The sequence below is a fragment of the Thalassospira sp. MCCC 1A02491 genome, assembly GCF_001613785.1.
GTDB classification, from domain to species: domain Bacteria; phylum Pseudomonadota; class Alphaproteobacteria; order Rhodospirillales; family Thalassospiraceae; genus Thalassospira; species Thalassospira povalilytica.
The window spans coordinates 24,233-49,101 of the sequence record NZ_LPVX01000032.1 but is presented as its reverse complement, the minus strand read 5'-3'; the positions used below and the strand labels follow the sequence as shown (position 1 = coordinate 49,101).

22 protein-coding genes are annotated in these 24,869 nt (G+C 56.1%); 11 read left to right on the top strand and 11 right to left on the bottom strand.

Annotation, left to right across the window (positions count from 1 at the left end):
• Positions 1-121: 121 nt before the first annotated feature.
• From AUQ42_RS14360 to AUQ42_RS14345, 4 genes are read right to left on the bottom strand one after another with little or no spacing between them, the layout of a single operon-like run.
• On the bottom strand, positions 122-2,197 hold the full coding sequence (locus tag AUQ42_RS14360; protein ID WP_068519782.1) for a hypothetical protein: 2,076 nt from the start codon (positions 2,195-2,197) through the stop codon (positions 122-124).
• Positions 2,194-4,908, bottom strand: coding sequence for a DUF4159 domain-containing protein (locus AUQ42_RS14355; protein WP_068519781.1), 2,715 nt, complete (start codon positions 4,906-4,908; stop codon positions 2,194-2,196). Before AUQ42_RS14355 ends, AUQ42_RS14360 begins: the two co-directional genes overlap by 4 nt.
• Entirely contained in the window at positions 4,905-5,858 is a 954-nt protein-coding gene (locus AUQ42_RS14350; protein ID WP_068519780.1) for a DUF58 domain-containing protein, read from the bottom strand. Before AUQ42_RS14350 ends, AUQ42_RS14355 begins: the two co-directional genes overlap by 4 nt.
• Entirely contained in the window at positions 5,859-6,899 is a 1,041-nt protein-coding gene (locus AUQ42_RS14345; protein ID WP_068519779.1) for a MoxR family ATPase, read from the bottom strand.
• Between the two features lie 11 nt (positions 6,900-6,910).
• Here AUQ42_RS14345 and AUQ42_RS14340 point away from each other — a divergent pair, with 11 nt between their 5' ends.
• From AUQ42_RS14340 to AUQ42_RS14320, 5 genes are all read left to right on the top strand, one after another.
• Complete coding sequence (locus AUQ42_RS14340; RefSeq protein WP_228196122.1) at positions 6,911-7,594, top strand: DUF1285 domain-containing protein; 684 nt, start codon at positions 6,911-6,913, stop codon at positions 7,592-7,594.
• Complete coding sequence (locus AUQ42_RS14335; protein WP_068519777.1) at positions 7,591-8,235, top strand: CoA pyrophosphatase; 645 nt, start codon at positions 7,591-7,593, stop codon at positions 8,233-8,235. Before AUQ42_RS14340 ends, AUQ42_RS14335 begins: the two co-directional genes overlap by 4 nt.
• Before the next feature lie 38 nt (positions 8,236-8,273).
• Complete coding sequence (locus AUQ42_RS14330; RefSeq protein WP_068519776.1) at positions 8,274-8,561, top strand: hypothetical protein; 288 nt, start codon at positions 8,274-8,276, stop codon at positions 8,559-8,561.
• A gap of 73 nt (positions 8,562-8,634) precedes the next feature.
• Complete coding sequence (locus tag AUQ42_RS14325) at positions 8,635-9,954, top strand: CCA tRNA nucleotidyltransferase (RefSeq protein ID WP_068519775.1); 1,320 nt, start codon at positions 8,635-8,637, stop codon at positions 9,952-9,954.
• Positions 9,951-10,601 (top strand): GDSL-type esterase/lipase family protein, encoded by a 651-nt coding sequence (locus AUQ42_RS14320; RefSeq protein ID WP_068519774.1) that lies wholly within the window; start codon positions 9,951-9,953, stop codon positions 10,599-10,601. The genes AUQ42_RS14325 and AUQ42_RS14320 overlap by 4 nt, the downstream gene beginning before the upstream one ends.
• A gap of 21 nt (positions 10,602-10,622) precedes the next feature.
• Here AUQ42_RS14320 and AUQ42_RS14315 read toward each other — a convergent pair whose 3' ends face one another.
• From AUQ42_RS14315 to AUQ42_RS15945, 5 genes are all read right to left on the bottom strand, one after another.
• Positions 10,623-10,976, bottom strand: coding sequence for a hypothetical protein (locus AUQ42_RS14315; RefSeq protein ID WP_068519773.1), 354 nt, complete (start codon positions 10,974-10,976; stop codon positions 10,623-10,625).
• Between the two features lie 139 nt (positions 10,977-11,115).
• The gene (locus AUQ42_RS14310; RefSeq protein WP_068519772.1) at positions 11,116-12,954 is read right to left on the bottom strand and encodes a GGDEF domain-containing protein; all 1,839 of its coding nucleotides are present in this window, start codon (positions 12,952-12,954) and stop codon (positions 11,116-11,118) included.
• A 213-nt stretch (positions 12,955-13,167) separates the two neighbouring features.
• Complete coding sequence (gene xerD, locus AUQ42_RS14305) at positions 13,168-14,118, bottom strand: site-specific tyrosine recombinase XerD (protein WP_068519771.1); 951 nt, start codon at positions 14,116-14,118, stop codon at positions 13,168-13,170.
• A gap of 12 nt (positions 14,119-14,130) precedes the next feature.
• On the bottom strand, positions 14,131-16,188 hold the full coding sequence (locus AUQ42_RS14300) for an antifreeze glycopeptide (RefSeq protein ID WP_068519770.1): 2,058 nt from the start codon (positions 16,186-16,188) through the stop codon (positions 14,131-14,133).
• Position 16,189: 1 nt separating this feature from the next.
• Entirely contained in the window at positions 16,190-16,327 is a 138-nt protein-coding gene (locus tag AUQ42_RS15945) for a hypothetical protein (protein ID WP_170310220.1), read from the bottom strand.
• A 431-nt stretch (positions 16,328-16,758) separates the two neighbouring features.
• Between AUQ42_RS15945 and AUQ42_RS14295 the strand changes: the two genes are divergently transcribed.
• The 6 genes from AUQ42_RS14295 (at position 16,759) to AUQ42_RS14270 (ending at position 22,871) form a co-directional block, all read left to right on the top strand.
• Positions 16,759-17,370, top strand: a complete 612-nt coding sequence (locus AUQ42_RS14295; RefSeq protein ID WP_068519769.1) for a shikimate kinase — start codon at positions 16,759-16,761, stop codon at positions 17,368-17,370.
• A gap of 2 nt (positions 17,371-17,372) precedes the next feature.
• Complete coding sequence (gene aroB / locus AUQ42_RS14290; RefSeq protein WP_082817882.1) at positions 17,373-18,488, top strand: 3-dehydroquinate synthase; 1,116 nt, start codon at positions 17,373-17,375, stop codon at positions 18,486-18,488.
• 163 nt (positions 18,489-18,651) lie between these two features.
• Positions 18,652-19,926, top strand: coding sequence for an HlyC/CorC family transporter (locus AUQ42_RS14285; RefSeq protein WP_068519767.1), 1,275 nt, complete (start codon positions 18,652-18,654; stop codon positions 19,924-19,926).
• Positions 19,927-20,157: 231 nt separating this feature from the next.
• Positions 20,158-20,607, top strand: coding sequence for a CBS domain-containing protein (locus tag AUQ42_RS14280; protein ID WP_068519766.1), 450 nt, complete (start codon positions 20,158-20,160; stop codon positions 20,605-20,607).
• A gap of 174 nt (positions 20,608-20,781) precedes the next feature.
• Positions 20,782-21,369: a DUF2889 domain-containing protein gene (locus AUQ42_RS14275; RefSeq protein WP_068519765.1), complete on the top strand. Its 588-nt coding sequence runs from the start codon at positions 20,782-20,784 to the stop codon at positions 21,367-21,369.
• A gap of 122 nt (positions 21,370-21,491) precedes the next feature.
• Positions 21,492-22,871, top strand: a complete 1,380-nt coding sequence (locus AUQ42_RS14270; protein ID WP_068519764.1) for a transporter substrate-binding domain-containing protein — start codon at positions 21,492-21,494, stop codon at positions 22,869-22,871.
• A 25-nt stretch (positions 22,872-22,896) separates the two neighbouring features.
• Here the strand turns inward: AUQ42_RS14270 and AUQ42_RS14265 are convergent, their stop codons facing one another.
• Together AUQ42_RS14265 and AUQ42_RS14260 are read right to left on the bottom strand one after the other, a co-directional pair.
• On the bottom strand, positions 22,897-23,487 hold the full coding sequence (locus AUQ42_RS14265; RefSeq protein WP_068519763.1) for a cytochrome c: 591 nt from the start codon (positions 23,485-23,487) through the stop codon (positions 22,897-22,899).
• Positions 23,487-24,740: a sorbosone dehydrogenase family protein gene (locus AUQ42_RS14260; RefSeq protein WP_068519762.1), complete on the bottom strand. Its 1,254-nt coding sequence runs from the start codon at positions 24,738-24,740 to the stop codon at positions 23,487-23,489. The genes AUQ42_RS14265 and AUQ42_RS14260 overlap by 1 nt, the downstream gene beginning before the upstream one ends.
• Between the last annotated feature and the right edge of the window lie 129 nt (positions 24,741-24,869).

The following is a 24,869-nucleotide window of genomic DNA, read 5'->3' as shown; positions in this document are numbered from 1 at the left end:
CATCTGTGCGTCGGGGGCAGGGCATTGCAATCAGTGCGGTCCGTGACCGGGGCCGGAAGGCACGTATTGAATTGTCACATTGCGATACGTGATCGTGCGATCAGATGTGGCGACCGGCGGCCTAGTTGCTTTCGACCCGCCATCCCAACAGACAAATCCCCCCGATCAAAAGCGCGATTACAGGCAGCGGCAACATATTGGTGATGCCGCCAATGACGGTTTTGTAGCTGTCGGTTTCAACAAATCCGGCCCAGTTGCTGCCATGCCGGACACGGTCATCGGGCACCTGGCGGAAATCAGGAAGGCCGTCTTCGATCCGACCGATAAAGCCGTCATTCGCCGCGACAATATCGGCCAGAAGTTCCGGTGTTGAATTGGTGTTCTGGGTTTCAGGTGTCAGAACATCGCGGTCAACATGCAAGGCGGTTTGCCGCCGGTCATTGCGGTCGCGTACCCCCACCCGGATCAGACCGCGTTCGGCAATTGGAACCGTTGCCTGCCATGACTGATCGGGAAGCTGTTCGAACCGGGCATTGATCTGTTCACCTGTTTCCGGGTTGATGACATTGGCCATTTCCGGTGCCGCACCGATTTTACGCCAGTTCAGAATAAGGCTTTCGCCATCCGGGCTACGCGTTGTGGTGACGGTGTTTTCATCAAGGGCGGGCTCCTTCATCAGCCAGTGGGACAGGCGGCGCAAAAGTTCGGCCACCGGTCCGCCCCCGTCATGCCCGCGCTGCCACAACCACATCTGATCGGTACTCAGCATCGCGACCCGGCCTTCTTCGACCCGTTGCAAGGTCAAAAGCGGCATTTCATCGGTCCCGGTCAAAAGGGTCATAGCATCGGGGTCCGACACCCGGGTTTCGATCTGACGATACCAGCGGCCCCATTTGGGGGGCGTGGTCGGCGACCCGGCAATCGCGGCAGTTACCGGATGCAACCGGCCGGCCGCATTGACGCGCGGGACAAAGGGTTGTTCAACGATCCGTCCGGTTGCCTCGGCAGGCATCAGCTTGTCAAGCGCTGTGCTTGAAAGGCCATCCGGGCCGATATATTCGGGGCCGGCAACAACCAGTGCCGCCCCGCCCCAACGGACGTAATCCACCACCTTTTCAAGATAGTGGGGCGGTAAAACACCACGCATCTGATAACGGTCAAAAATGATCAGATCAAATTGCCGCAGACGGACTTCAAACAGGTCACGGATCGGAAACGGGATCAGGGCAAGTTCATTGATCGGGGTGTCATCGCCCTTTTCAGGGGGGCGCAAAATGGTGAAATGCACAAGATCAACACCTGGGTCCGCGCGCAATAGATTGCGCCATGCACGTTCCCCCGGATGGGGTTCGCCCGACAGCAACAACACCCGTAACCGGTCACGCACGCCGGTGGTTTCCAGGATCAGGCGATTGTTGCTTTTGTCGGTTTCTTCGTGGGCATCTTCCATGCGCAATTCTGCCAGAACCGAACCGGCATGCGGTACCGGAATGCTGACCCGGCTTTGTTCATTGGCCGGAAGAAGAATTTCGTCTTCGGTGCCGTCTTCCAGAAGCATCCGAACCGGAATTGCCGTTCCCGGCGGAAGGTCATGGTCAATGGCCTCAATCATGAATTCGGCCTGTTTGCCAACAATGCCGTAATCGGCACTTTGGCGAATGACCAGACGCCGGTCGCGTTCATCGCGCGCCCCGCTGATCAGGACATGCAACGGCGCGCCAAGGTCAAGACGGGTCGGGACATCATGGACCTGACCGTCGGTGATCATCATCACCCCGCCAAGACGTTCACGCGGAATGCCGCCCAAAAGCCGGTCGAGAACGGCAAACATCCGGGTGTCGGTTTCACCGCTGATTTCTTCGATGCGCAGTTCGACCGACGGGTCATCTGCGAAACGGTTCCTGATTTCGGCGATGGCGGCATCGGTTTGTGCCGCGCGGTTTGCGATGCGCTGACTGGCGGTTCTGTCGACCAGAACCAGTATAATGTCGCTAAGCTTTTCGCTTTCGCGGTCGGTAAATTGCGGTGCAAGCAATGCCAGCAACACCAGAACCATCACAATGGCCCGCCAAACCGTGCCGCGCAACCGCAACAGGGTAAATAGAATGATTGCCGCCAGACACAGCAATGCCAGACCTTGCAGCAGGGTGACGTCAAGCAACGGTGCAATCTGGAAATTCTGCCATCCCTGTTTCATCGGCCAAGCCTTTCAAGGATGGCGGGCAGGTGAACCTGATCGCCCTTGTAACTGCCCGTCAGCGCATACATCACAAGATTGATGCCAAAACGCACGGCCAGTTCGCGCTGGCGCGGGGCGATGTCTTCGGTGCGGATTTCATCGCGGCCTTCCGGGATCATCCAGGCCGATGCCCAGTCATTGCCGCCAAACAATACCGACGCCACCCCGTCCAGGCGCTGATTGGGCCGCGCATCAAGCCATAACGGCGCTGAAAACCGGCCATAGGCATGATCGAGCAAATAGAAACTGCGAAACAGGATATGGTCGCCCGGCGCCCGATCAAGAAGCGGAACTTCCAACCCGGCCAGCAAGCGTCGCAGACGGGCGGGCTGAACTTCGCGGTCACGGCTGTCGATCAGGATCATGCCACCATTATTCAGATAGCGGTTCAACCGTTCGCGCGCGCGTTCGGAAAACGCGGCCTGTCCATCAACAAGCGGCCAATAGATCAGCGGATAGAAACTGAGCTCGTCGGTTTCCGGATCAACCCCGTCCACCGTGTTAAGGTCCGCGGCACTGCGCCGGCGCAAATATTCCGTAAGGCCGGTCATCCCCGCAAGGCTAAGCCGATCGACCGGGGCAACACCGGTCTTGAGATAGGCAAGCCGCGGTTGCAGGGCGGCTTCCTGAACCGATGCCGCATGCCCGGTCCCGGTTGTTGCCAGAAGCATGGCAGTTGCAACACCGGAAATCCCGACGACCAGCAAGATGGTGGTAAATGCATTGCGTTTGCTGTTCCGGCGCAAGCTTAGATGATGAAGGGCAAGCAGGATCAACGCATCAGCCAGCAACAGCAAAAGTGCCCCCAACAGGCACAATGCCGCAAGGTCGACCTGATCCTGACTTGTGATCTTGCGCGTGGTGACCCCGGATGGCCAAACCACGGTATCGGCGATATTGGTCAATGACGGGCCAAGGTTAAGCGCAACGGCCTGTCCGTTTTCCCCATAGATGCCCGGCGGATGACGGGGATTGGGTACTGGCAGTGGTGAGCGCACCGGTAAAACCAGCGCATCAGGCTGATGGGTTTGCCCGAACCCGTCCAGAACCGATTGCGGCGGAAGGCTTGTGCTCAGCTCCGCATCGTTCCGGTTGCTTGGACTGGCAAGCGGCAGGATCTTTTGCCAAAGTTCAACAAACAGCCCCGACATCGGAAGGTTCGACCAGTCCGCCCATGGCGTTACATGAAACAGAACCACCCGGCCCGAATTGCGTGCTGCACTGGTGATCAACGGGGTTCCGTCTGTCAGGCGGGCCCATGTTTTGCCAAGGATATCGGGGTCCGGTTCGGCAAGAAGCTGACGGTTGACCGTGATGTCGCTTGGAATGGTGATGCCGTAAAACGGGCTGTTATCGGGGAAATCAAGCAGCCGTTTGGGTTTTTCCCACGACATCGACCCGCCAAAATCACGGTTGCCCAGCCGCAAGGTCACCGGAAGGAATTCATTGCCGATTTCAGTGGAACTGTCACCGGCAAAGCGCACCAGCATCCCCCCGTCATTGACCCAGCGTTCAAGGGTTTCAAACTGGCTGCCAAGACCCGAAATCGGCCCGGTTGCCACCAGAATATCGACCTTCTGTTCAAGCAACTGGCCAAGCGGGGCATATGTAACATCGGCATAGGGCGACAAGGCCCGATCAAGGAAGAAATACTGATCGGACAATACGCCGGGACTGTCGCCCGAACTGACAATCACACCAACCCGCCGTTGTTGCCATCGTGCCCCGGTCTGATACATGGTCGCGGCACTTTCAATGCCTTCGATGCCGACTGCCTGAATGGCATTGGCGATGTCGCTTGGCAAAAAGATCGCAATGTCGCTTTGATCGGTATTCGCGGCAAGCTCCGCACTGTGGCGCAAAAGAACCGTTCCCCGATCCCCGCGCGCCAGAAGATTGACCACACGCGGGGTATCGCTGCGATCATGGGCGATGGTTGCAACCATTCCGGTGCGCGACCGGGTCAAAGCCCGAATGGCGATCCGGTCAGTGCGCGGCGGTGAAATGACGGTGATTGGCGCAACATCAAGAAGTTCCCTGGCAATGTCGGCTTTGCCCGGGCTGTTCATATTATCGGTCAGCCACAAAATACTGCCGATGGCATTGGTCATTTCAGGATTTTCGGAAATCAGGTCCGACAGGGCGGCATAATCGGAATTCCAAGGGCGCGGATGCAGCCGGTCAATCAGGTTTTCCGTTCCTTGTGACGATATCGGTCCGACAATTTCCGGCAATTTCCAGGTGGATGCCCCGGCGGCCTCGGTGGCGGTTTGCGCCAGATAGACGGTCTGCAAATCAAACCGGGCCTGATTGGCAATCTGTTGCAGGGCGGTGCGGTATTGCGTCCAGTTCGCGGCACTTTCCCAACCGTTATCGGCAATGATCAGAATGGCCCCGTCATTGGCGGCAAAGTCATTGCGGTTCATGACCGGGCGGGCGGCTGCAACAATCAGCAAGGTCAGAATGATACAGCGTAAAATGGTCTGCCAGATCGGTGCGCGCTGAATGTCACGGCGCTGGCTTTTAAGGCCGCGCAACAGACGTGCGGCCGGAAAGATCACATTTTTGGGCGCGCGCGGGGCCGACCGGATCAAAAGCCAGACAATCGGCAAAACCATAAGGCCCGCCAGCATCGCCGGATGCAGGAATGTGATGGCCGCAAGGCTCATGACGTCTCCTGCTGGTTATGGCGATGCAGGGTCGGGCGTCCCCGGCCGTTCGATCCGCTTTGATTTTGCCGTTCGCTAAGATGCTGATACAGCGCAAGCAATGTCGGGCTTGCACTTTCCGATGTGACATGCCGGTCATAAAGCCAGTCATTGTGGCGTGCCGCATCGCGCACCGACGCCCGCCATTTTTGCGCCCGTTGTCTGAAGCCATCGGCGATGTCTTCAAAACGTTCGCTGCGATAGATCATCTGATCTTCGGTATCAAACAGATTGATCCGCCCGCGAAATGGCGGGGATATTTCGGCCGGATCAAGAATTTGGACCAAGGCACCGTCATTCTGGTACTGGCCCAGACGGCGGATCACATTGCCGGTTTTTTCCCCCTGATCGGAAAATTCCAGAAAATCACCAAGCAACAGGATTGAATGTTTGCGACCGGCATGAATGGTTCCGCCCTGTTCGGCAATACTGTGCGGGGTTGCCAGCATCGCATGGGCAAGTTTTTCAAGATGTTCGGCCGATGTGATGCGGGTGCGTTCGCCATCAAATGTGCCAACGGTTTCGCCATTGCGAATCAGAAGGTCTGCCAGGGCGATCGAAATGATCAGGGTACGTTCGGCTTTGCTGGGGATCTTGTCACTTGATGACCAGTACATGGATGGCGATAAAACCGGCCAGATCCAGTAATTGTGGCTGGCCTGCCATTCGGTCTGGCGGATAAAGGTATGATCGCTGCGTGCGGATCGCCGCCAGTCGATCTGGTTGGTCGGGTCACCGGGGACATAGGGCCGGAATTGCCAGAAATCACTGCCCGGGCCGACTTTGCGATTGCCGTGCAGGCCGCTGCGCAAACTGATGGCAGTGCGACGCGACTCATCAATCAGCTGGGGCAGCCGGGCGGCAAGTGAACGTGCGGCAGCAACATGATCATGCACGGCAGTGACGGCCAATTATGGTTTCTCCTGCAAGTGGGCAAGCGCATCGGTAATCAGGCCCTTGGCGGTGAAGCCTTCGGCACGGGCCCCATAGGTCAGGCCAAATCGATGACGCAGGACCGGGACGGCCAGTTCTTCGATATCTTCGAGTGACGGTGCAAACCGGCCAAACAGCATCGCACGTGCCCGACATGCCAGCGAAAGCGCCTGTGCCGCACGTGTGCCCGGACCCCAGGCGACATTGTCGCGAATATCGGCAATCGATGTGCTTTCGGGGCGGCATTCGCGACACAGCGCGATGATGGTATCAAGTACCCGGTCGGGCATCGGCAAGCGGCGGACAAAATCCTGTGCCTCGACCAGATCGTCGGCCTGAAGAACCTGCCGCGGGCGGGTGGGATAGCGTCCGGTGGTCTCGGTCACGATTTTGCGTTCTTCATCCGCATTCGGATATCCCAGCCGCACTTCAAGCAGGAAGCGGTCAAGTTGTGCTTCGGGCAGCGGATATGTGCCTTCCTGTTCAAGCGGGTTCTGGGTTGCGACCACGTGGAACGGTTCGGGAAGCTTGTGACTGTATCCGGCAACCGATACTTCGCGTTCCTGCATCGCCTGCAACAGGGCGGACTGGGTGCGCGGGCTGGCACGGTTGATTTCATCGGCCAGAAGCAACTGGCAAAATACCGGTCCCTTGATAAAGCGGAAGGCACGTTTGCCGTCGGCCCCTTCTTCAAGGACTTCGGAACCCAGAATATCGGCCGGCATCAAATCCGGGGTGAACTGAACACGTTTGTCCAGAAGCCCCAGAACCTTGCCCAATGTGTGGGCCAGCAATGATTTGCCAAGCCCCGGCGCACCGACCATCAGGACATGGCCACCTGATAAAATGCCGATAAGTGTTTGCTCTACGGCGTCATTCTGCCCAAATATAATGGATGAAACCATTTTGCGGGCTTCGGCCAGCCGCGCGACGCATTCGTCCAGGCGAGCGGCGTCGCGTTCCAGACTGCTATCTTGGGAAAAACCCATTTCTTCGGGGAAACGTGGCGCGTTTGTCATGATGCGAAACTTTGCTTCCTTTGTTGCAGCGTGGATGTCAGCAGATCGAAGAACGCAGATGGGATCACATAAACCTTACGGGAACACGTCTGGCTCGGGATCAACTGTACAGCATGACTGATAACCAACAAACCATCGATCTCGCCGAAAAATTGTGGTCGCGCCTGCGCGGGGGTAAACCTGGTAACGGCCGACATCCGCAAATCTGCGGCGATATTCCTATGTCTATAGGTCGGGATGGAACCTGGTTCTATCAAGGTGGTCCGATTGGTCGAATTGAACTGGTGAAACTTTTTTCATCTGTGTTGCAACGTGACGATGAAGGCGGCCATTGGCTGGTCACCCCGGCCGAAATGGCCCGGATCGACGTCGAAGATGTCGCCTTTATCGCGGTCGAGTTGCAAAATGATGGCAACGGCACCGATCAGGTCATCCGTTTTCGCACCAATATCGACCAGTGGGTCGATCTGGACGCGGATCATCCGTTACGCGTTGAACATGATCCTGAAACCGGTGAACCGTCGCCCTATATCGGGCTGGAACGCGGACTTGAAGCGCGCCTGAACCGCGCGGTATTTTATCAACTGGTTGAACTGGCTGATGAAATTAAAGATCCCGACAGTAATATGGTACGTATCGGTGTTTACAGTCATGGTCAGTTCTTCGAAATTGGCCGGATGGAGACGGTTGAATGAACCCGGATGATATCATAGCTGCCCTCAGGGCCCCACAGACCGACATTCTGCAACGGCGCGGTGATCATGCCGTGGATTATCCCGGATCGAAATCACGTGCGCGTGCCTTTGCCGAAGGCGAACTGGTGTCGCGCCCGGCTGCTGTTTTGGTGCCGCTGGTCAAACGCGATGCCGGTTTGCAGGTAATCCTGACCAGACGCACCGACCATCTTAGTGATCATGCCGGCCAGATCAGTTTTCCCGGCGGACGTCAGGAACAGGAAGACGCAACTCTTGAAGAAACGGCCCTTCGCGAAACCGAAGAAGAAATTGGTCTGGCACGCCGCCATATCGATCTGATCGGTCGTATTGACGATTACTATACGGTGACCGGCTATCAGGTGACTCCGGTGATCGGACTGGTGACGCCGCCTTTTGATCTGACGCCGGATGATCATGAAGTGGCCGAAGTGTTCGAAGTACCCCTTGAATTCATCCTCAATCCCAGAAATCAGAAATTGCAGACCGTCACGTTTGAAGGCACGCGCCGACGGTATTTTGCAATCCCGTATCGGGAATATTACATCTGGGGGGCGACCGCCGGGATGCTGGTGAATTTCAGTGAAGTGATCCGTGCCAACGCACCAAGCGTGCAATTATAAGCCAAGCGACCAACGCCAAGTGTTCGGGACGAAATAACATGTTGCGACAAATCATCCAGATCGGCCTGCCATTGATCCTGCCCTTTGTGATTTACGGGCTGTGGCTGAAATGGGCGCGCGCAAAGGCCATCCGTGAAGGCCACGATATCATTCCGCCCTGGAACAAGGGCCCGTGGCTTTTGCTGTTCGGGGCCGGGGTCGCCTTGACGGCGGCGATTTTGATTTTCACCGCATTGGGGACTGGTGCGCCACCCGATTCCATTTATCATGCCCCGGTATTGCGCGACGGTGTTGTCGAACCCGGCTATTTCGAGCCGAAAAAATAACACCTGTCTGACAGACAACCGTCTGCCCTTATTTCAGATTACACTCCGTAAACGGTGAAAGCCCAAACGTGCGATGACGGCACTTGAACCAACCGGAAGATTGCAGCCATACGGGATCATGGTTGCCGATGATACTGCCCGCGTTTTTGACGCCATCGCCCAGCATGGCGGTCAGGCGCGCTATGTCGGCGGAATTGTCCGCGATGCGTTGCTCAAACGTGATTTGCATGACGTTGATATCGCCTGTGACCTTAAACCCGAAGAAACCGTGATCGCCCTTGAAAAGGACGGCATCCGGGTTGTTCCGACCGGGCTCAAACATGGGACAATTACCGCGATCACCGATGCCGGTTCCTATGAAATCACCACATTGCGGGTCGATGTCGAAACCAATGGCCGCCACGCCGAGGTCGCCTTTACCGACAGCTGGTTTGCCGATGCCAAGCGGCGCGATTTTACCTTTAACGCCATCTACTGCGACCCGGACGGCACGGTTTATGACCCGTTTGACGGGGAAACCGACCTGCGCGAAGGGCGGGTACGCTTTATCGGCGTTGCCGAAAACCGCATCGCCGAGGATTATCTGCGTATTTTGCGCTTTTTCCGGTTTCAGGCATGGTTCGGGCGGCCCCCGATCGATCCGGTAGGGGCAGAAGCCTGTCGCAAGGGCGCGCAGGGACTGCTTGATATTTCGGCGGAACGCATCCGCGATGAATTGTTCAAACTGCTGCGCGCCAAAAGCCCGGCCGGCACGGTTGGCGACATGATCGGTTTTGGCATCTTGCCGACGATCTTGCCGCAACTTGCCCGCACCGACTGTTTGCGGATCATGCAATGGCTTGACAGTACGGCACTTGCTGTACCGGCCATTCGTCCCGATCCTTTGCGCCGCTTGGCGTCCCTGTTCGTCACGGGTGACAATGGTGCGGATGACAATCTTGAAGCCGCCGAACAGCTTGCCCGCGCCTTGCGTCTGTCCAACGAACAAACGGAACGGTTTGCGGCGATGGTTTCCCATGCGCCGCTGATTGATCCGAACATGTCGGATGATGACATTCGCCGCGATCTTTATCGCATCGGTGCGGATGCATTTCGGGATGCGGTGTTGCTGGCTTGGAGTACGCGCGCATCCGTGCCACCACGTTGTTCGCGTCAGGAAAACGAAGAATGGAAAAGCCTGATTGATGCGGCAACAAATTGGCAGCCGGTAAAATTGCCGATACAAGGGCGCGACATTCTTGCCGCCGGGCTTGCCCCGGCGGGACCCCGGATCGGCGACCTTTTGAAACAGGCCGAAAATTATTGGCTTGATCATGGTTTTGCGCCCGGTCCGGACGACTTGATGGCATATCTTGCCAGTCTTTCCAAAGCTGGCGAACAGGAGACGCAATGAGCACAGGCGCAATCGGACATCGCATTTGCTGTTTTGGAGACAGTCTGGTCAATGGTGTGCGCGACGGGGAAAAGGGCGGCTGGCCGATGCGTCTTGGCCGTCGGTTGCTTGACGAGGCCAAACGCGAAGTCACGATCTATAATCTTGGCATTCGTGCGGAAACCACCGATGGCCTAAAGGCGCGCTGGAAGTTCGAGGCCGAGCTTCGCATGGTGCCCGAATTCCCGACAGTTCTGATGTTCAGCTTTGGTGTCAATGATGCCAATCATGCCGAAGATCGCGGCGAAGAAACCACGATGCGGGTTTCACCGGCGAAATCTGCTGGGAATGCTGCCGAAATCATCGGTGCCGCAGCCGAGCTTGCCCCGACTTTGTGGATCGGTCCGCAGGCCGTGATCAATGGCAGCAAATCAAGCCAGGAAATCAATGAACGTCTTGAAGGTCTGAACCAGATTTATCTGGAAACCGCGCGCGGGTTTGATGTGCCCTATCTTGATCTGTTCCAACGAACACTTGAAGACGAAACCTGGCAGCGTGCCCTGCGTCGCGGGGATGGCTATCACCCGGACAAGGCCGGTTATGACCGGCTTGCTGAAATGATCTGGGATTGGGATGGCTGGAAACGGGCCGTCGGACTGATCGAATAGGGCCCGATGGGCCAAGCCCGGTCAGGCAAGAATATTGATATATTGACCACGTCCGGCCGCGTTGTTGGCACTGGCGGAATTTGCTGAACCGCTTTTGCCGTAACCCGACGGATCGAATTGGTCGATATAGTTCTCAAGGACGGTGTCCTGTGCGCCTTCCTTGACGAACCGTTGCTGTTCGTTGCGGTCGCGCTCATAGGCCTGAACGGCACGGTCAATTTCCTGATCCGATGTCAAAGCCGCACGGCTTGTGCGTTCAACAGCTTGATTCTGTTGCTGAAGTTCCTGTTCGGACTGCTGACGTTGTACAATCGGACTGGTCGGACGGACCGGAATTGCCGTTTGCAGATCAGAGGATGAGGAAACGCTGACCATTGATGCGGAATGCTCGTTCAGTATCGTTGATGTTGTCTTCTTTGATCGGAATATTACCCATCAATCTGATAAATTGAAGCGTTAATTTGTAGTTGGATTGTAATGCCAACCGGGAATGTGGCCGGTTGGGGATTGCGGCTTATTTCCCGCTGACCGGAATGGGGGCGCAGGGGGCGTCATAAATGCCGCTGGCAAAGCGGTTTTCGCTGTTTTTTGCAATCGCCTTAAGCTTTGCGGCCTCGACCGAAATGTGATCAAGGGTGATGTCGGTGCGTTCCGGGGGAATGCGCACAAGGGCGGCACTGACACTCATAAGATCAAACCGGGTGACATTATTGTCGCGCCCCTTGCCGATCAGATATCCGCGATCTCGGGTTTCCTGGTCATAGAAACTTTTGATCTGGGCATCGAACATGGCCTGGGCACGCTGGACGGCTTCGACCGCGACTTCGAAATCGATCGACTGGACATAGGCAAAGAAATCATCGCCGCCAATATGGCCGACAAACCAGTCATTCTGACTAAGCACCTTGCCCAGGATATCCTTGAACAAAAGGATCGCGCGGTCCCCTTGGCGGAATCCATAGCGGTCATTGAACGGTTTGAAATTGTCAAAATCGAAATAGACGGCAAATCGCCGTTTGCGCGGCTGTGACAGGGCATGGGCGGCATAGCGGTAAATCGCGCTGTTGCCGGGCAAACGGGTAAGCGGGTTTTCATCGCGCGCATTCAGGGTGTTGCGTTCATTGACCGCGCGCAACAGCGCACTTTGATCCAGCACACCGAGATAGCGGCCATTTTCCGTCAGGATCACACCATCAAGCGCATTGGTCGCAACAAAGGTTTCCAGAAGTTCTGACAGGCTGGTGCGAATGTCGGCAACCGGACAGCGGCGCAGAAACCGTTTGATATTGGCGCGATTGGCCGGGTTTTGCAGCAACTCGCGCCCGAACGGGGTATAGATGAAAGCCTTGAATTCGGAATCGCGCACAACCCCCATCGGTTCGCCATCCTGATTGACCACCGGAACTAGGGTGATGTCGGGGTTCTGCTGAAAATAGGTCAGGATATCGACCGGGTTGATGTCACTGGGGATGGCTGGCGTATCAAGAAGATAGGATCGCACAACATCATCGTCGCGATCAGACTGGCGGCGGGTATCGGCCGCGATGTCGGCTGCGACCTGAACCAGATCGGTGCGGTCGGGAAGATCGGTCGACGGACGGGCGATAAAGAAGCCCTGTACCAGATCACAGCCAAGCCGCCGGCAGCACAGGAATTCTTCGCGGGTTTCAACGCCTTCGGCAACGACCTGGGCTGCGATCATATGGGCAAAGGCCGTGATCTGGGTGACAAACAGTTCCTTGCGCCGGTCGCGATCAATGCCGTCGATAAAGAACCGGTCGATCTTGATGATATCCGGTTCGCATTCATAGAGCGCGCGCAATTGGGCAAAGCCGCTGCCGTAATCGTCAATGGCGATCTTGAACCCCTGACTGCGATAGCGCACCAGAATATCCTTGAGATAGGCGGCATTGCTGATTTCGTGGCGTTCGGAAATCTCAAGAAAGATCGTATCGCGTTCAAGACCGGCATCGGCCAGAAGTGCAGCCGTCTGGCCGGGTTGGTAATCTTCGGTTTTTACGACGCGATTGTCGAAATTGTAAAACAGCTTCAGACGTTTTGCGTCAGGCATGCGTGCGAATTTCTGAATGGCCTTGGCACGCAGCAACATATCGACACTGTGCAGGTTTCCGGTATCCCACGCGGTATCAAACAGGGCCTGAATGGATGGAAAACCGGCATCCTCCCAGCGGCGCAACAATGCCTCATATCCGAAAACATGACCCGTATGCGGGCTGACAATGGGCTGGAACGCAAAGTCGACTTTTTCAACGACCTGCTGCCAGTTGCGCAGCATGACCGGTTTGGTCTTGGGTCGATCCGATATCAATTCATCTTCTGCATCAAACGCCAATGCAGTTCCCCGATCTTCAAAAATGGCCTGAATTCCCGGATTGAAGGAGTCACATTAATATTTGATCATGCTCGTAGCTCAGGTTCGACAACAACTTGATGACAGTTAGATTACGAATATGTGACATCCGCAGAAAACGTCCGTTTTTTTGTCAAATAATCGACTTTTGCCTATGCAAAGGTATTAGACAAATCAGGTGATTCCGACCCCGGATCAGGTCGCATTGACGCGCGCAAGCGGATGATGTTCCTGCACCAGCCCGCGAAGCCGGGACTCGAGAACATGGGTGTAAATCTGTGTTGTCGAAATATCGGAATGGCCCAGCATCTTTTGCAGGGACCGCAAATCGGCCCCGTTGGCCAGAAGATGGCTGGCAAAGGAATGGCGCAACACGTGCGGCGATACACGTGACGGCGCAATTCCGGCTTCAATCGCCAGATCCTTGATCATTTTCAGAAACATCTGACGCGTGAGATGCCCGGTTTTACCGCGCGATGGAAATAAGTATGAGGATTGCCCGGGCCGGTCGGCATGGCCGGTTGATTTGTCTGATGGAATGAAGGCATCGCGCACATCAAGATAATCGCGCAGCGCATCGCGCGCCGGATCAGACAGCGGTACAAGCCGTTCCTTGCTGCCCTTGCCCCGGACAACCAGCATCCGCGGATCGCGGGCCGCAGCGGCAAAGGGCAGTTCGACCAGTTCGGAAACACGCATGCCTGTCGCATACATCAGTTCCACCATCGCCAGAAGACGCTTGCCCTTGATGCCCGGATGATCAGATGCGGTGGCAATCAGGCGGTCGATTTCGTCAATCGACAGGAATTTGGGCAATGTCTGGCCCTGTTGCGGGCTTTCGATATTTGATGACGGGTCGTCATTGCGATACCCGTCCGAATACAGGAATTTGTGAAACTGGCGTACGGCCGACAGACGCCGTGCCTGTGTCCGCGGGGCAAGCCCGGCCGCGCCGAGTTGGGACATATAACGCCGTACATCCGCATCACTTGCGCGGACAGGATCGGATTTTCCCGCCGACAGTGATGCTGCGTAATCTTCAAGATCACGGCGATAGGCATCAAGCGTGTGCGCACTGGCGCCACGCTCTGCTGCCATCATTTCAAGAAAGGCTGATATCAGCGAACTTGTCGGTGCCTTGGCCATGGCCGGGTTCCATTACTGATCAAATGACAGCAACAGTTCAGTCGCAAGATGCTGGGCATCACTATGCAGTCCAACCATTTCAAGGGCGGCAACCGTATCTGCCAGAACCTTGGGATCGGCATTCGGGGCATTGGCAATTTGCTGTGCCTGAATGGCCATGGCGACGGTTTTGGCCTTGTGCTGTGCGCTTGCTGAGGCCGCCAGATTATGGGCAACCGCACTGCTGATCGTCAGGCGGTCCTCGGCATAGGGCGCACTCAGAAGACTGTCCCAAAGCCCGGCGGGAACTTCGATCCCGAAGCCTTCAAACAGGGTGTAAACCAGTTCGGCATAGCGTTTTGCCGCGGCCTGATCACCGCGCGCGGCCTGCATTTCCTGCCATTCGACCATTCGTGCCCGGTGACGGGCAAGGGCAGCAGCCCGATCGGTTGCCTTCTGAATGTCTTCGGGGGACGTCGAATTGGGCATCACGGTTGCCGATGCCATCGAACTTGCAGGTGCAACCGCACCGCCCAGACCAAAGCTTTGGGTGGTCATCTGCGGGTTGGACCCGGTGGCGTCAAGGCCGAATGGCGCGTTGGATTCTGCTTGGGAAACCTGTTCCGATGCGGGGATGGCCCCGGTTTCTTCAAGTCTGGAAATGGCAAGAACCGGATAAAGCATGCTAAGCCGCGATGCGATGTCATTGCCCGGATTGGCACCATTTTTCGCCACAGAAAGCCAGTTGGCAGCGCGTTCCAGGCTGTTTGCCGCCAAGGATGCCTTAAGTGCGGCGACCGCAAACCATGAAAAATCACCATTGACCGGAATGTCAGCCAGCAATGGTGCGCTCAGTCGGGCGGCCTGCATGAAATCGCCTTCGATCTGGGCGGTGTCATACAGGGCGGCAAGAATTTCGGCGCGTGCCGCAGGCACGTCACTTTGGGCCGCAGCCTGATAGAGTTTGGCATATTGCCGCGCCTGGATGCCTTCGGGGGCATCATCAAGGGCATTTTCAAGCGCACCGGCATCGAAACTGACCGAACCATAGATTTCGCCAAGTTTGGCTGCATCAATCAAACCGAGGCTTTCGGCCTTGCGCGCGGCTTCAAGGCGAACATCGGTCGGGGTGGCATCGGCATTGGCAATGCCGATGATGGCCGTCGGGTTACCTGATTCAAGCTGGCTGGTCGGGATGGCCTGTTTGGCAATTGCCAGAAGGGCCAGATCGATCGGGCGCAATTCTTCAAGAAGGTCGGGTTTGACCGCCGTGCCGCTTCGAATGGCCGCAACCAGCCCAAAGAAGGTCGCGTCCTTTTCCCCGTCCATTTCACGAACAAGATCGACCGAAAACGCAGCAGCGGTCGGATCATTGGCATAAAATGCGCACATCGCCGCCGCTTTAAGCCAGAACATCTGGTCATAGCTTGCGCTATAACTTTCAATCGCAGCGCAGGCTTCATCAAGACGTGCCCCGATCATCAGAGCATTGACCTCGGCCTCGGCAAGCAATTCACCGCGCCCCCCTTGTGGAGTGGCGCGAACAAGTTCAATCGCCTCGTCAAGTGCGCCCATATTGATCAGCTTGGCGACGCGGGCATCAAGCAGGCTGATATCCCTGGAATCTTGTGGCAGGGCCGCCGCAGACAGCAACAGACGGACCTGAAGGTCGCGTGCAGCATGGGTTGCCGGTGTGGCAGGCAAGTCGGAAATCAGCTTGGCCGCGGATTTGCGGGTCGCCCCGTTCCACATGTCAATGCCCAGTCCGCCGCGCGAACGGTCAAGGGTCCCGACCGCCTCGGCATCAACAGCACCAAGTGACAGTGACTGAACCGCGTTCGGATCGGACGGGAAGGGCGATGGTTGCGTCCCGGTTGCCGGGGCACCAAAACCGCCCTGGGATACCGTGCCAGTGTCCGGGGAAGATGCCGGATCAGAAGATCGTTGTTCTGCGTCCCGTTCTGCTTCCTGTTTGAGAAACAGCGGCACAGGGGCCGATGTCTGGGCATGCGCAGAAGAGGCGATAACACCCGTTCCCGTCATCATGGCCAGTAAACAGGTCTGTATCAGCAGGCGGGAACGCAACGTCATCTTAGTTGAACCTCGAATTCGGGATGGTTTCTTCGATTTGGGTGGTCGGTGCCGGAATGTCCCAGGTCACAAGGAACGTCGCACCGCCAACAATCACAGCGATGACCAGCAACAGGATGATGCGCGATAAGATTCTCATTTTAATCCAGACTTCGAAGCGTTTAAGCAAATGACGCAGCTACCAGTATGGCCACGAAAATCAAAGATGCAAGAAACGGAAAGTAAGGGCCGATCATTTGTTCTCATGACCGCCTGACCAGCCTGCATCAAAGATATTTTCCCACCGGTTTTCTTCGCGCCGTGGCGTTATCAAACCGCGTGGATGGCATTTCAATCCGGCAACTTCAAGGCAGTATAGGGCGCTGTTCCTCACAGAGGGTTAATAAACGCCCCGCAACATCATTAGCCAAAATGCGCAGTCAACATCTTCGATATGACGAAGAACGCAAAATCGACGGATGTTTTTTGTCGTCGATCATGTGCGGTTTGCTTGCGTTCGGGGTTCAGCTGCCCTAAAGAATTGGGTAATTTGTATATCAACCGATTGAACTACAGGACTGCAAACCGAACATGGACAGCAACATTGCCGAGTCGGGTTTGCACGAAGACGTGATCGCCAAAATCCGTAACGGCCTTAAGGGCCGGACACTGGTTTTCATCGGGCTTATGGGGGCTGGAAAAAGCTGCATCGGCCGGATGGTTGCCAAGGAACTGAAACTGGATTTTGTCGATGCCGACCGCGAAATCGAAGAAGCCGCCGGCTGCTCGATTGCCGATATCTTCAAGCTGTATGGCGAAGAGGCATTTCGCGATGGTGAGGAACGTGTAATAGCCCGTTTGCTTGATGGCGAACCGATTGTGTTGGCAACCGGTGGCGGCGCGTTTATTCGCGAACGTACCCGCGACCTTATTCTTGAAAAATCCATATCTGTCTGGCTGCGTGCCGATCTTGAATTGCTGCTGCATCGAACAAGTGGCCGGACCCACCGTCCGTTGCTCAATAGCGGCGACCCGCGCGAGATTCTGGCGAACCTGATCGAAACGCGTTACCCGGTCTATGCCGGGGCAGACATTGTTTTTGACTGTGATGAATCTTCAAAGGAAGCCACCCGGGACGCCGTTCTCGAACTGTTGGCGAAATCCTTTGACGATGACGGTCAACTTATCAAGACAGGAACCTGAGAGTGAGCAATCACGACACCCTTCGCGTCGAACTTGGCGCGCGCAGCTATGACATCCTTGTTGGCAGCAACCTTTTGGCCGATACCGCCAAATATCTCGCACCGTTCGTCAAAAAGGCCGGTGTTGTCGTGATCAGTGATGCTGTGGTGGCCAAACATCATCTGGCAACGGTTCTGACATCGCTTGACGGAGCAGGGATTGCGCATCGTGAAGTCATCGTGCCGTCGGGTGAAAAATCCAAAAGCTTTGCCGTGTTCGAAGATGTCGTCGAACAGATCCTGGCTATGGGGATCGAACGATCGACCCTGATCATCGCCCTTGGTGGCGGTGTTGTCGGTGATCTTGCCGGTTATGTTGCCGCATCACTGCTGCGCGGGCTTGATTTCGTCCAGATCCCGACGACCCTTCTGTCGCAGGTCGACAGTTCGGTTGGTGGCAAAACCGGGATCAATTCCAAATCGGGCAAGAACCTTGTTGGGGCGTTTCATCAGCCGCGTCTGGTGCTGGCTGATACGGCGGTGCTTGACAGCCTTCCGGCACGCGAACTTCGTTCGGGCTATGCCGAGGTGGTCAAATACGGTCTGATTGATGATCCGGAATTTTTCACCTGGCTTGAAGAAAACGGTCAGGCGGTTCTGTCGACGGACGGCCCAGAACGCCGACAGGCCGTAATTAAAAGCTGTGCGGCAAAAGCACGTATCGTTTCAGAAGACGAACGCGAAGGCGGCAAACGTGCGCTTTTGAACCTTGGCCACACATTCGGTCATGCCTTCGAAGCCGAAACCGGCTATGGCGAAAAGCTTCTGCATGGCGAAGCCGTTGCCATGGGCATGGTGATTGCCCATGACGTTTGCGGTGCAATGGGCTTGGCCCCGGCCGGTGAAAAGGACCGGATCGTTTCCCATCTGAAATCGGTCGGGCTTCCGGTTGCGGCTTCTGAAGTTACCGGCATGCATTGGGATATCGACAAGGTGATCGGTCACATGTCGCGCGACAAAAAGGTCCGCGATGGTGAAATCACCTTTGTCATGACCCGCGGTATCGGCAAGGCATTCACTTCCAAGGCAATGGATGTCGAGAAAATGCGTGCCGCGATTACCCGTTCCTGCCGCCGCTAACGATAACGATCCCGACGGCTTGTCGCCTTTTTCGGGCGAAAGGACGTCGGGATTGCTTTTTTGCAATTTGTGATGTCGTTAACTTGTTTAACGACAATTGACCTTATAGGTGAACACAGGACAAAGTAGTCCGGCTGAGATCACCCTTTGGAGACGACCCTGAATGACAATCACGATTATCGTGATTTTTTTCCTGCTGATGTTATCGGCATTCTTTTCTGGCTCGGAAACCGCGCTGACGGCTGCGTCACGTCCTGTGATGCATCACAAGGAACAGGATGGTGATCAGCGTGCAGGGATCGTTAACAGACTGCGCCAGTATCAGGAACGTCTGATCGGGGCGATCCTGCTGGGCAACAATATGGTCAATATTCTGGCCTCGGCCCTTGCGACGTCGGTGATGATCGAACTGTTCGGGGAAAACGGCGTTGTTTATGCGACCGCCGTGATGACCGCCCTTGTTCTGATCTTTTCGGAAATCCTGCCTAAGACCTATGCCCTGCAACATGCCGATACCATGGCCTTGCGGGTTGCGCGCCCGATGAGCATCCTTGTCGTGATCTTTGCCCCGGTCACCCAAAGCATTCAGGTGATCGTGCAGGCAACCTTGCGCCTGTTTGGCAGTGGCGAAGGTCCGGGACTGGACAGCGAACGCGAATTGCGTGGCGCGATCGAACTGCATGCCGATGACGTCGTGGTCGGAAACCACCATGCCGAACGCACCATGTTGCATGGCGTGCTTGATCTGGAAGATGTCGGTGTCTGGGAAATCATGGTTCATCGTCGCAAGGTGCAGATGATCGATATCACCCGCCCGATGGAAGAAATTCTGGATACGGTTCTGGCAAGTCCGCATACCCGTATTCCGATCTATGAAGAAGACCCGGACAATATCGTCGGTGTTCTTCATGCCCGCGAGGTTCTTAAGGCGATTGTTCGCGGTGCAAAGCCCGCCAATGCATCAGATGTGCGCGCACTAAGTGCCGAGCCATGGTTCATTCCGGATTCAACAACCCTTGCCGACCAACTCAAAGCCTTCAAGGAACGGCACGAACATTTTGCCATCGTCGTTGACGAATACGGTGCGTTCGAAGGGGTTGTGTCGCTCGAAGATATTCTTGAAGAAATCGTGGGCGACATTGCCGATGAAACCGATGTCGAGGTTGTCGGTGTCCTGCCGCAGGCAGACGGATCGGTGATTGTGCGCGGTGATGTGACGATCCGCGACCTGAACCGACGGTTTGGCTGGCGTTTGCCAGACGAGGAGGCCGCAACGGTTGCCGGTCTGTTGCTGTATGAAACCCGGCGCATTCCCGATGTCGGTCAGCAGTTCCGGTTCCACGGGTTCGAATTCGAAGTTCTGCGCCGTATCCGCAACCAGATCACCCGCGTTCGCATGAACGAAGTCACCGATCTGGCCGCCGAGGATCAGGAATAAAACCGCCAAAACGGCATCGCCAACCGGTGATGCCGTTTGATCCTTTGTCGCGCAAAATGTTTTAAGTTTCTCCACTTATGGGTTAGAATCTTGGTTCAAGGTCTTGACCCAAAGGATTGCAGGGCCACTTGCAAATGAGGGCCCCGTTGCATTGCAATGACTTGCGATGCAGAACTAGATGATCCGATCGGGTTTGGGCATGTGGCAACAGCAATCTGCAGAGAGAGATGAATGGATACGAAAATCGTTCCAGGTGTGGTCAAGGAGCAATCGCTCGCGACACTCAATCCCGCCGATTCCGTGATGGATGCCGTGAACCTTATGACCGAACGCAAGATCGGGGCCGTGATCATTGTTGATAATCAGGCCAAGCTTGCCGGAATTTTCACAGAACGCGATCTGGTGAACCGTGTGGTGGGCAAGGGGCTTGATGCGGCCAATGTGCCACTTTCCAAGGTCATGACAGCCGATCCCGATACCCTTGGTCCCAACGATACCGCAATGAACGCACTCGATCTGATGAGTGCGCGGCGATATCGTCACTTGCCCGTTGTTGACGGGGACAAGGTCATTGGCATGGTGTCGATCCGCGATCTGTTTAACGTGGTGAAGGCCCAGCTCGAAGAAGATGTTCGTGAACGCGAAAAGTTCATTTTCGGGTCCGATTACGGCGTCGCCTGACGATTGTTTCCCATCACAGTTGCATCGGATCGCGCCGTAATTCGCCGATCCGGCATGGCGGATTTCGGGGTGCGCAGTGCCCCGAAACCGCGCGGATGTCGCACTGCGGCACGCTTTGTTGCTTGACAGCGCATAGGGGAATGTCTTTACGTTTACGTAAAGGAGAGAGTTCCCATGCCATTGTCCCGCCCCGCAGATCGAGACCATATTCATACCCGCACCGTCACCTGTAAGGGGTTTCGCCGCAAGGACGGCCTGTGGGATATCGAAGGTCACATTACCGATATCAAAACCTATGCCTTTACCAATGATGATCGCGGCGAAATTCCGCCCGGCGAACCGGTGCATGGCATGTGGATCCGCGTGACAATTGGTGATGATCTGGTGATCCGTGCTGTCGAAGCCGTCACCGATTACGCGCCGTTCCATGGCTGCGACGCAATCACCCCGAATTACGAAAATCTGGTCGGTTTGAAACTTGGTCCGGGGTTGCGCAAACAGATCCGCGATCGGGTCGGCGGCGTGCATGGCTGTACCCATCTCAATGAATTGATGGGGCCGGTGGCAACCACCGCCTTTCAGACCGTGTTTCCGATCCTCGCCCGCGAGTCACTTGAAGCCAAAAAACAGGACGACCCGTCATATGACGGCGCATCAAAACCGGCCCGCCGGATGCCATTGATCAATACCTGTCATGGATGGCGTAGTGATGGTGCTGCGGTCAAACGCATCGCCCCGGAATTCTATACGGGCGACAAATAACTACCGGGAACTGGTGGCAACAAGCATCGACCTCGTCCCGGGAAATGGCCCGATCTTGCAAGTTCCGTTGACGGGCCCAATATCAACAAAATCGGTCCGTCACGTGTTTTTGCGGGTTACTCATGACAATCCTACGGCGTGCTGGAATAACCAAAAACAACAATAAGGGAAGAAACGGTCGGCTGCGCGATGCGGCCCGCCACGCGCTGGGCGCGGGTCTGGTCGCGATGGCGGCTCTTGGTGTTGCTGCCCCGGCGGTTTTGGCCAACGATATCGTGTCACGCCTGGTCGAGGTCGCCCAACCTGATAATGACAGTCAGGACAATTTCCTGATCCTGCAAACCAACCTTCATCCCCCGTATCAGGAACTTCGCAACGGGACGCTTGGCGGTTATTCCGTTTCGGTGCTTGATTGCGCCTTTGATCATATCGGTGTCGGTTATGGTCTGGCTGTCGCACCGCGCCAGCGCAATCGGGAAATGGTACGCAACGGGCAGGCCGATGGCTTCTTTTTGGCGCGTATCAGTGAATTCATGGATGAATATGCGGTGGCGTCAAACCCGCTGGCATTGGAAAAGTGGGTGTGGGTATCGCCATCGCGCCGCACGGCCGAACCGGTCAGTGCCAATGTGCCCAAACCCGGCGGGTTCGAAACAATTGGTGCCATTCTTGGATCAAACGAAGCCGAATGGCTGGCCGAGCAGGGATATGGCGACCTTGTTCGTGTGCCATCGATTGCATCCCTGGTTGGACAGGTCGCGGCCGGACGGGTTGATTACGCGCTTGTCGACAAGCACAGTTTTGAAATTGCGCGCAATGAACTTGGTATCGGTGCAGAACAGTTTCAGGTCCAGTTTGAACGCTATGCGCCACTGGTTGTCTATTTCTCGAAACGGTATGTGGCGGAATTCCCCGACCTTGTGAACCGTCTGAATACGGTGCTGGAATTTTGCGAAACCAGTCCGATGCATCTTGAACCCTGGGAACGCGATGCGATTGAACGGGTTCAGTTGCCGATGGTACGACAATTGGCAAAGTCCCCCGATCTGATCCGCAATGTGCGCGGGGCGCTTGGTCCCGGGCGGTTGCCCGCTGATCAGCGCCGTCTGATTGACGAAGAATGGTCAACCATGGGAAGGCTTGGTCAACCAAGCAACAGGGCGCGCGAAATATTGGGCAACAGTTTGTCGGAATTCCTGCGCGCCTTTCAGCTGGCAAGCGGGGAACAGGTCGCCGAGGCCTTTGTTTTTGATATCTATGGCCAGACGATCGGCATGAACCGGTTGACGTCGGACTATGATCAGTCCGATGAACCGCAATATCAAATGGCGCAAAGCATCAATCGCGAACATGCCCTGATTGATGATATCCGCTTTGATGCATCGACCCGTACTTTCCTGTCACAGATCACCGTCCCTGTTCTGGATCCGGAAAACGGTCAGACACTGGCGGTGCTGACCGTTGGATTGGATGTTTCGGCGGCCTTGCGTCCGGAAAGCTGATCCCATTTACCGGGGTATCGGGGCCTTACTTTGGCGCCGGGTCGGTGATGTCGATGGTGATCTTGCTATACCAGTCGGCGGCTTCCTGCATTTCGGTTTCGTCAAGATCCTGGGCAATCGGGGTCATGACATCATGCGTCCGTTTGCCGGTCCGGAATGCCTTAAGCTGCGTTTCGATATAGATGTTGGTTTCCCCGGCCAGATTGGGCGCATCATCAAGCTCGGAAATACCGTTTACACCATGACACCCGACACACAGTTCCGGCGCGTCGTCTTCGGACGTACCGGCGGGCAGGGTGGCATTGATCGTGAAATGATTGAACCACAGGGCGACCTTGCCGATCTGATCATCGGATAATCCGCGTGCGACCACCGTCATCATTTCATGTTCGCGGCTGCCGGTTTTGAATGCCTGAAGCTGACTGATCAGATAATCGACCGGTTCGCCGCCAATATGCGGGGCAATCGGAATACGGGCCTTGCCATCCAGTCCGTGACAGGTGCGGCACATGCCCGCAACCTTGCGCCCGTCCTGAAGGTCTGTGGATGCGTCCTGGGCCATCAAGGTCCCGGCGGGCAAAAGCCCGCCGAGAAGTGCGATCATCACAATACGCATCAATTGCCCTCATACCAGATGCGATACAGCGCACCGGCCAGATCATCGGAAACAATGATCGATCCGTCACGCAACTGGGCAACATCGACCGGACGACCAAGATATTCTTCATTCTCGTCGATCCAGCCTTCGGCGAATGGTTCGGTGCTGGCGTTTCCTTCGGCATCAATGAAGGTCACCATCACGCGTGCACCGACCGGTGTCGTGCGGTTCCAGGACCCGTGCTGGGCCGAGAAAATCGCATTCTTGTATTTGGCCGGGAACATCTTGCCCGTATAGAACGTCATGCCAAGATCGGCGGCATGGGCCACGGTTTCAACCGCAGGCATCACCACGTCATAGGGCACTTCCTGACCGGCATATTCATTGGTGCGAACATCGCCACCGCCATACCACGGATGACCGAAATGCTGGCCGGCGGCCGTCTGACGGTTGATTTCACCGGGCGGGATATCATCACCCATGCCGTCAACCTGGTTATCGGTCCACCACAGTTCACCGGTTTCCGGGTGGAAGTCATGGCCGACAGAGTTCCGCACCCCATAGGTATAAACTTCGCGCCCTGATCCATCGGTATTGATACGGATGATGCCGCCAATCCCGACTTCGCGATACAGATCAAGCTTGTCGGCGGGCGCAACGTTGAAGGGCTGCCCCAACGAGATGTAAAGCTTGCCATCCGGGCCGATTTTGCAGACGCGTGCCGTGTGGTTATAGCTTTCCTCGGATGGCGGGATCAGGTCGCCCTGTTTGACAACATTAAAGGCCGCGACATCCGGGCTTTCATAAAAGAACTCGGCCGCCGGGAAGGTTAGCACGCGGTTCTGTTCGGCGATATAAAGCATCCCGTCGGGCGAGAAGCACGGGCCGTTCGGAATGCTGAAACGAAGCGACGGGGCAAAGTCCTTGACCTCGTCGGCGACCCTGTCCTTGTTACGGTCAGTGACGGACCAGACCTTGTCCTTGCGCGTGCCGACGAATGTCACGACACCTTGCGGGCCAACGGCAATATGGCGTGCATCTGGCACGATGGCATAAAGGCCGATTTTGAAACCGGCTGGAAGCTTGATACGTTCAAGTGTCCTTTTGATGCCTTCTGCGTAATCGCCGCCCTGTTCGATGACGGTGAATTCCGTGGTGCCGGTGGATTGGAAGTTTGAAAGTTTTTCGAGATTGTCCGGTGCAGGTGCCTGGGCATATGCAGATCCGGAAATGGCAAGCGCAATACTCGCCATCAGCAGGCGTTTAGTCATTACGTAGTCCTCCCGATTGAAACAGATGCCATTGGCGGGCATCCGTGCCGGTCCGGCAATGCTTGCGGACCGGCTTGTGTCACAAGCATTGCGCCTAATCGGGGTGAACGTCTAGGTTGATTTCACGAT

Bases quoted from the DNA above. Each gene is read 5' to 3' on its own strand.
- AUQ42_RS14360 (WP_068519782.1), bottom strand. From the start codon at position 2,197: ATGAAACAGGGATGGCAGAATTTCCAGATTGCACCGTTGCTTGACGTC.
- AUQ42_RS14355 (WP_068519781.1), bottom strand. From the start codon at position 4,908: ATGAGCCTTGCGGCCATCACATTCCTGCATCCGGCGATGCTGGCGGGC.
- AUQ42_RS14345 (WP_068519779.1), bottom strand. From the start codon at position 6,899: ATGACAAACGCGCCACGTTTCCCCGAAGAAATGGGTTTTTCCCAAGAT.
- AUQ42_RS14335 (WP_068519777.1), top strand. From the start codon at position 7,591: ATGAACCCGGATGATATCATAGCTGCCCTCAGGGCCCCACAGACCGAC.
- AUQ42_RS14330 (WP_068519776.1), top strand. From the start codon at position 8,274: ATGTTGCGACAAATCATCCAGATCGGCCTGCCATTGATCCTGCCCTTT.
- AUQ42_RS14325 (WP_068519775.1), top strand. From the start codon at position 8,635: ATGACGGCACTTGAACCAACCGGAAGATTGCAGCCATACGGGATCATG.
- AUQ42_RS14320 (WP_068519774.1), top strand. From the start codon at position 9,951: ATGAGCACAGGCGCAATCGGACATCGCATTTGCTGTTTTGGAGACAGT.
- AUQ42_RS14315 (WP_068519773.1), bottom strand. From the start codon at position 10,976: ATGGTCAGCGTTTCCTCATCCTCTGATCTGCAAACGGCAATTCCGGTC.
- xerD (WP_068519771.1), bottom strand. From the start codon at position 14,118: ATGGCCAAGGCACCGACAAGTTCGCTGATATCAGCCTTTCTTGAAATG.
- AUQ42_RS14300 (WP_068519770.1), bottom strand. From the start codon at position 16,188: ATGACGTTGCGTTCCCGCCTGCTGATACAGACCTGTTTACTGGCCATG.
- AUQ42_RS15945 (WP_170310220.1), bottom strand. From the start codon at position 16,327: ATGAGAATCTTATCGCGCATCATCCTGTTGCTGGTCATCGCTGTGATT.
- AUQ42_RS14295 (WP_068519769.1), top strand. From the start codon at position 16,759: ATGGACAGCAACATTGCCGAGTCGGGTTTGCACGAAGACGTGATCGCC.
- AUQ42_RS14285 (WP_068519767.1), top strand. From the start codon at position 18,652: ATGACAATCACGATTATCGTGATTTTTTTCCTGCTGATGTTATCGGCA.
- AUQ42_RS14280 (WP_068519766.1), top strand. From the start codon at position 20,158: ATGGATACGAAAATCGTTCCAGGTGTGGTCAAGGAGCAATCGCTCGCG.
- AUQ42_RS14275 (WP_068519765.1), top strand. From the start codon at position 20,782: ATGCCATTGTCCCGCCCCGCAGATCGAGACCATATTCATACCCGCACC.
- AUQ42_RS14270 (WP_068519764.1), top strand. From the start codon at position 21,492: ATGACAATCCTACGGCGTGCTGGAATAACCAAAAACAACAATAAGGGA.
- AUQ42_RS14265 (WP_068519763.1), bottom strand. From the start codon at position 23,487: ATGCGTATTGTGATGATCGCACTTCTCGGCGGGCTTTTGCCCGCCGGG.
- AUQ42_RS14260 (WP_068519762.1), bottom strand. From the start codon at position 24,740: ATGACTAAACGCCTGCTGATGGCGAGTATTGCGCTTGCCATTTCCGGA.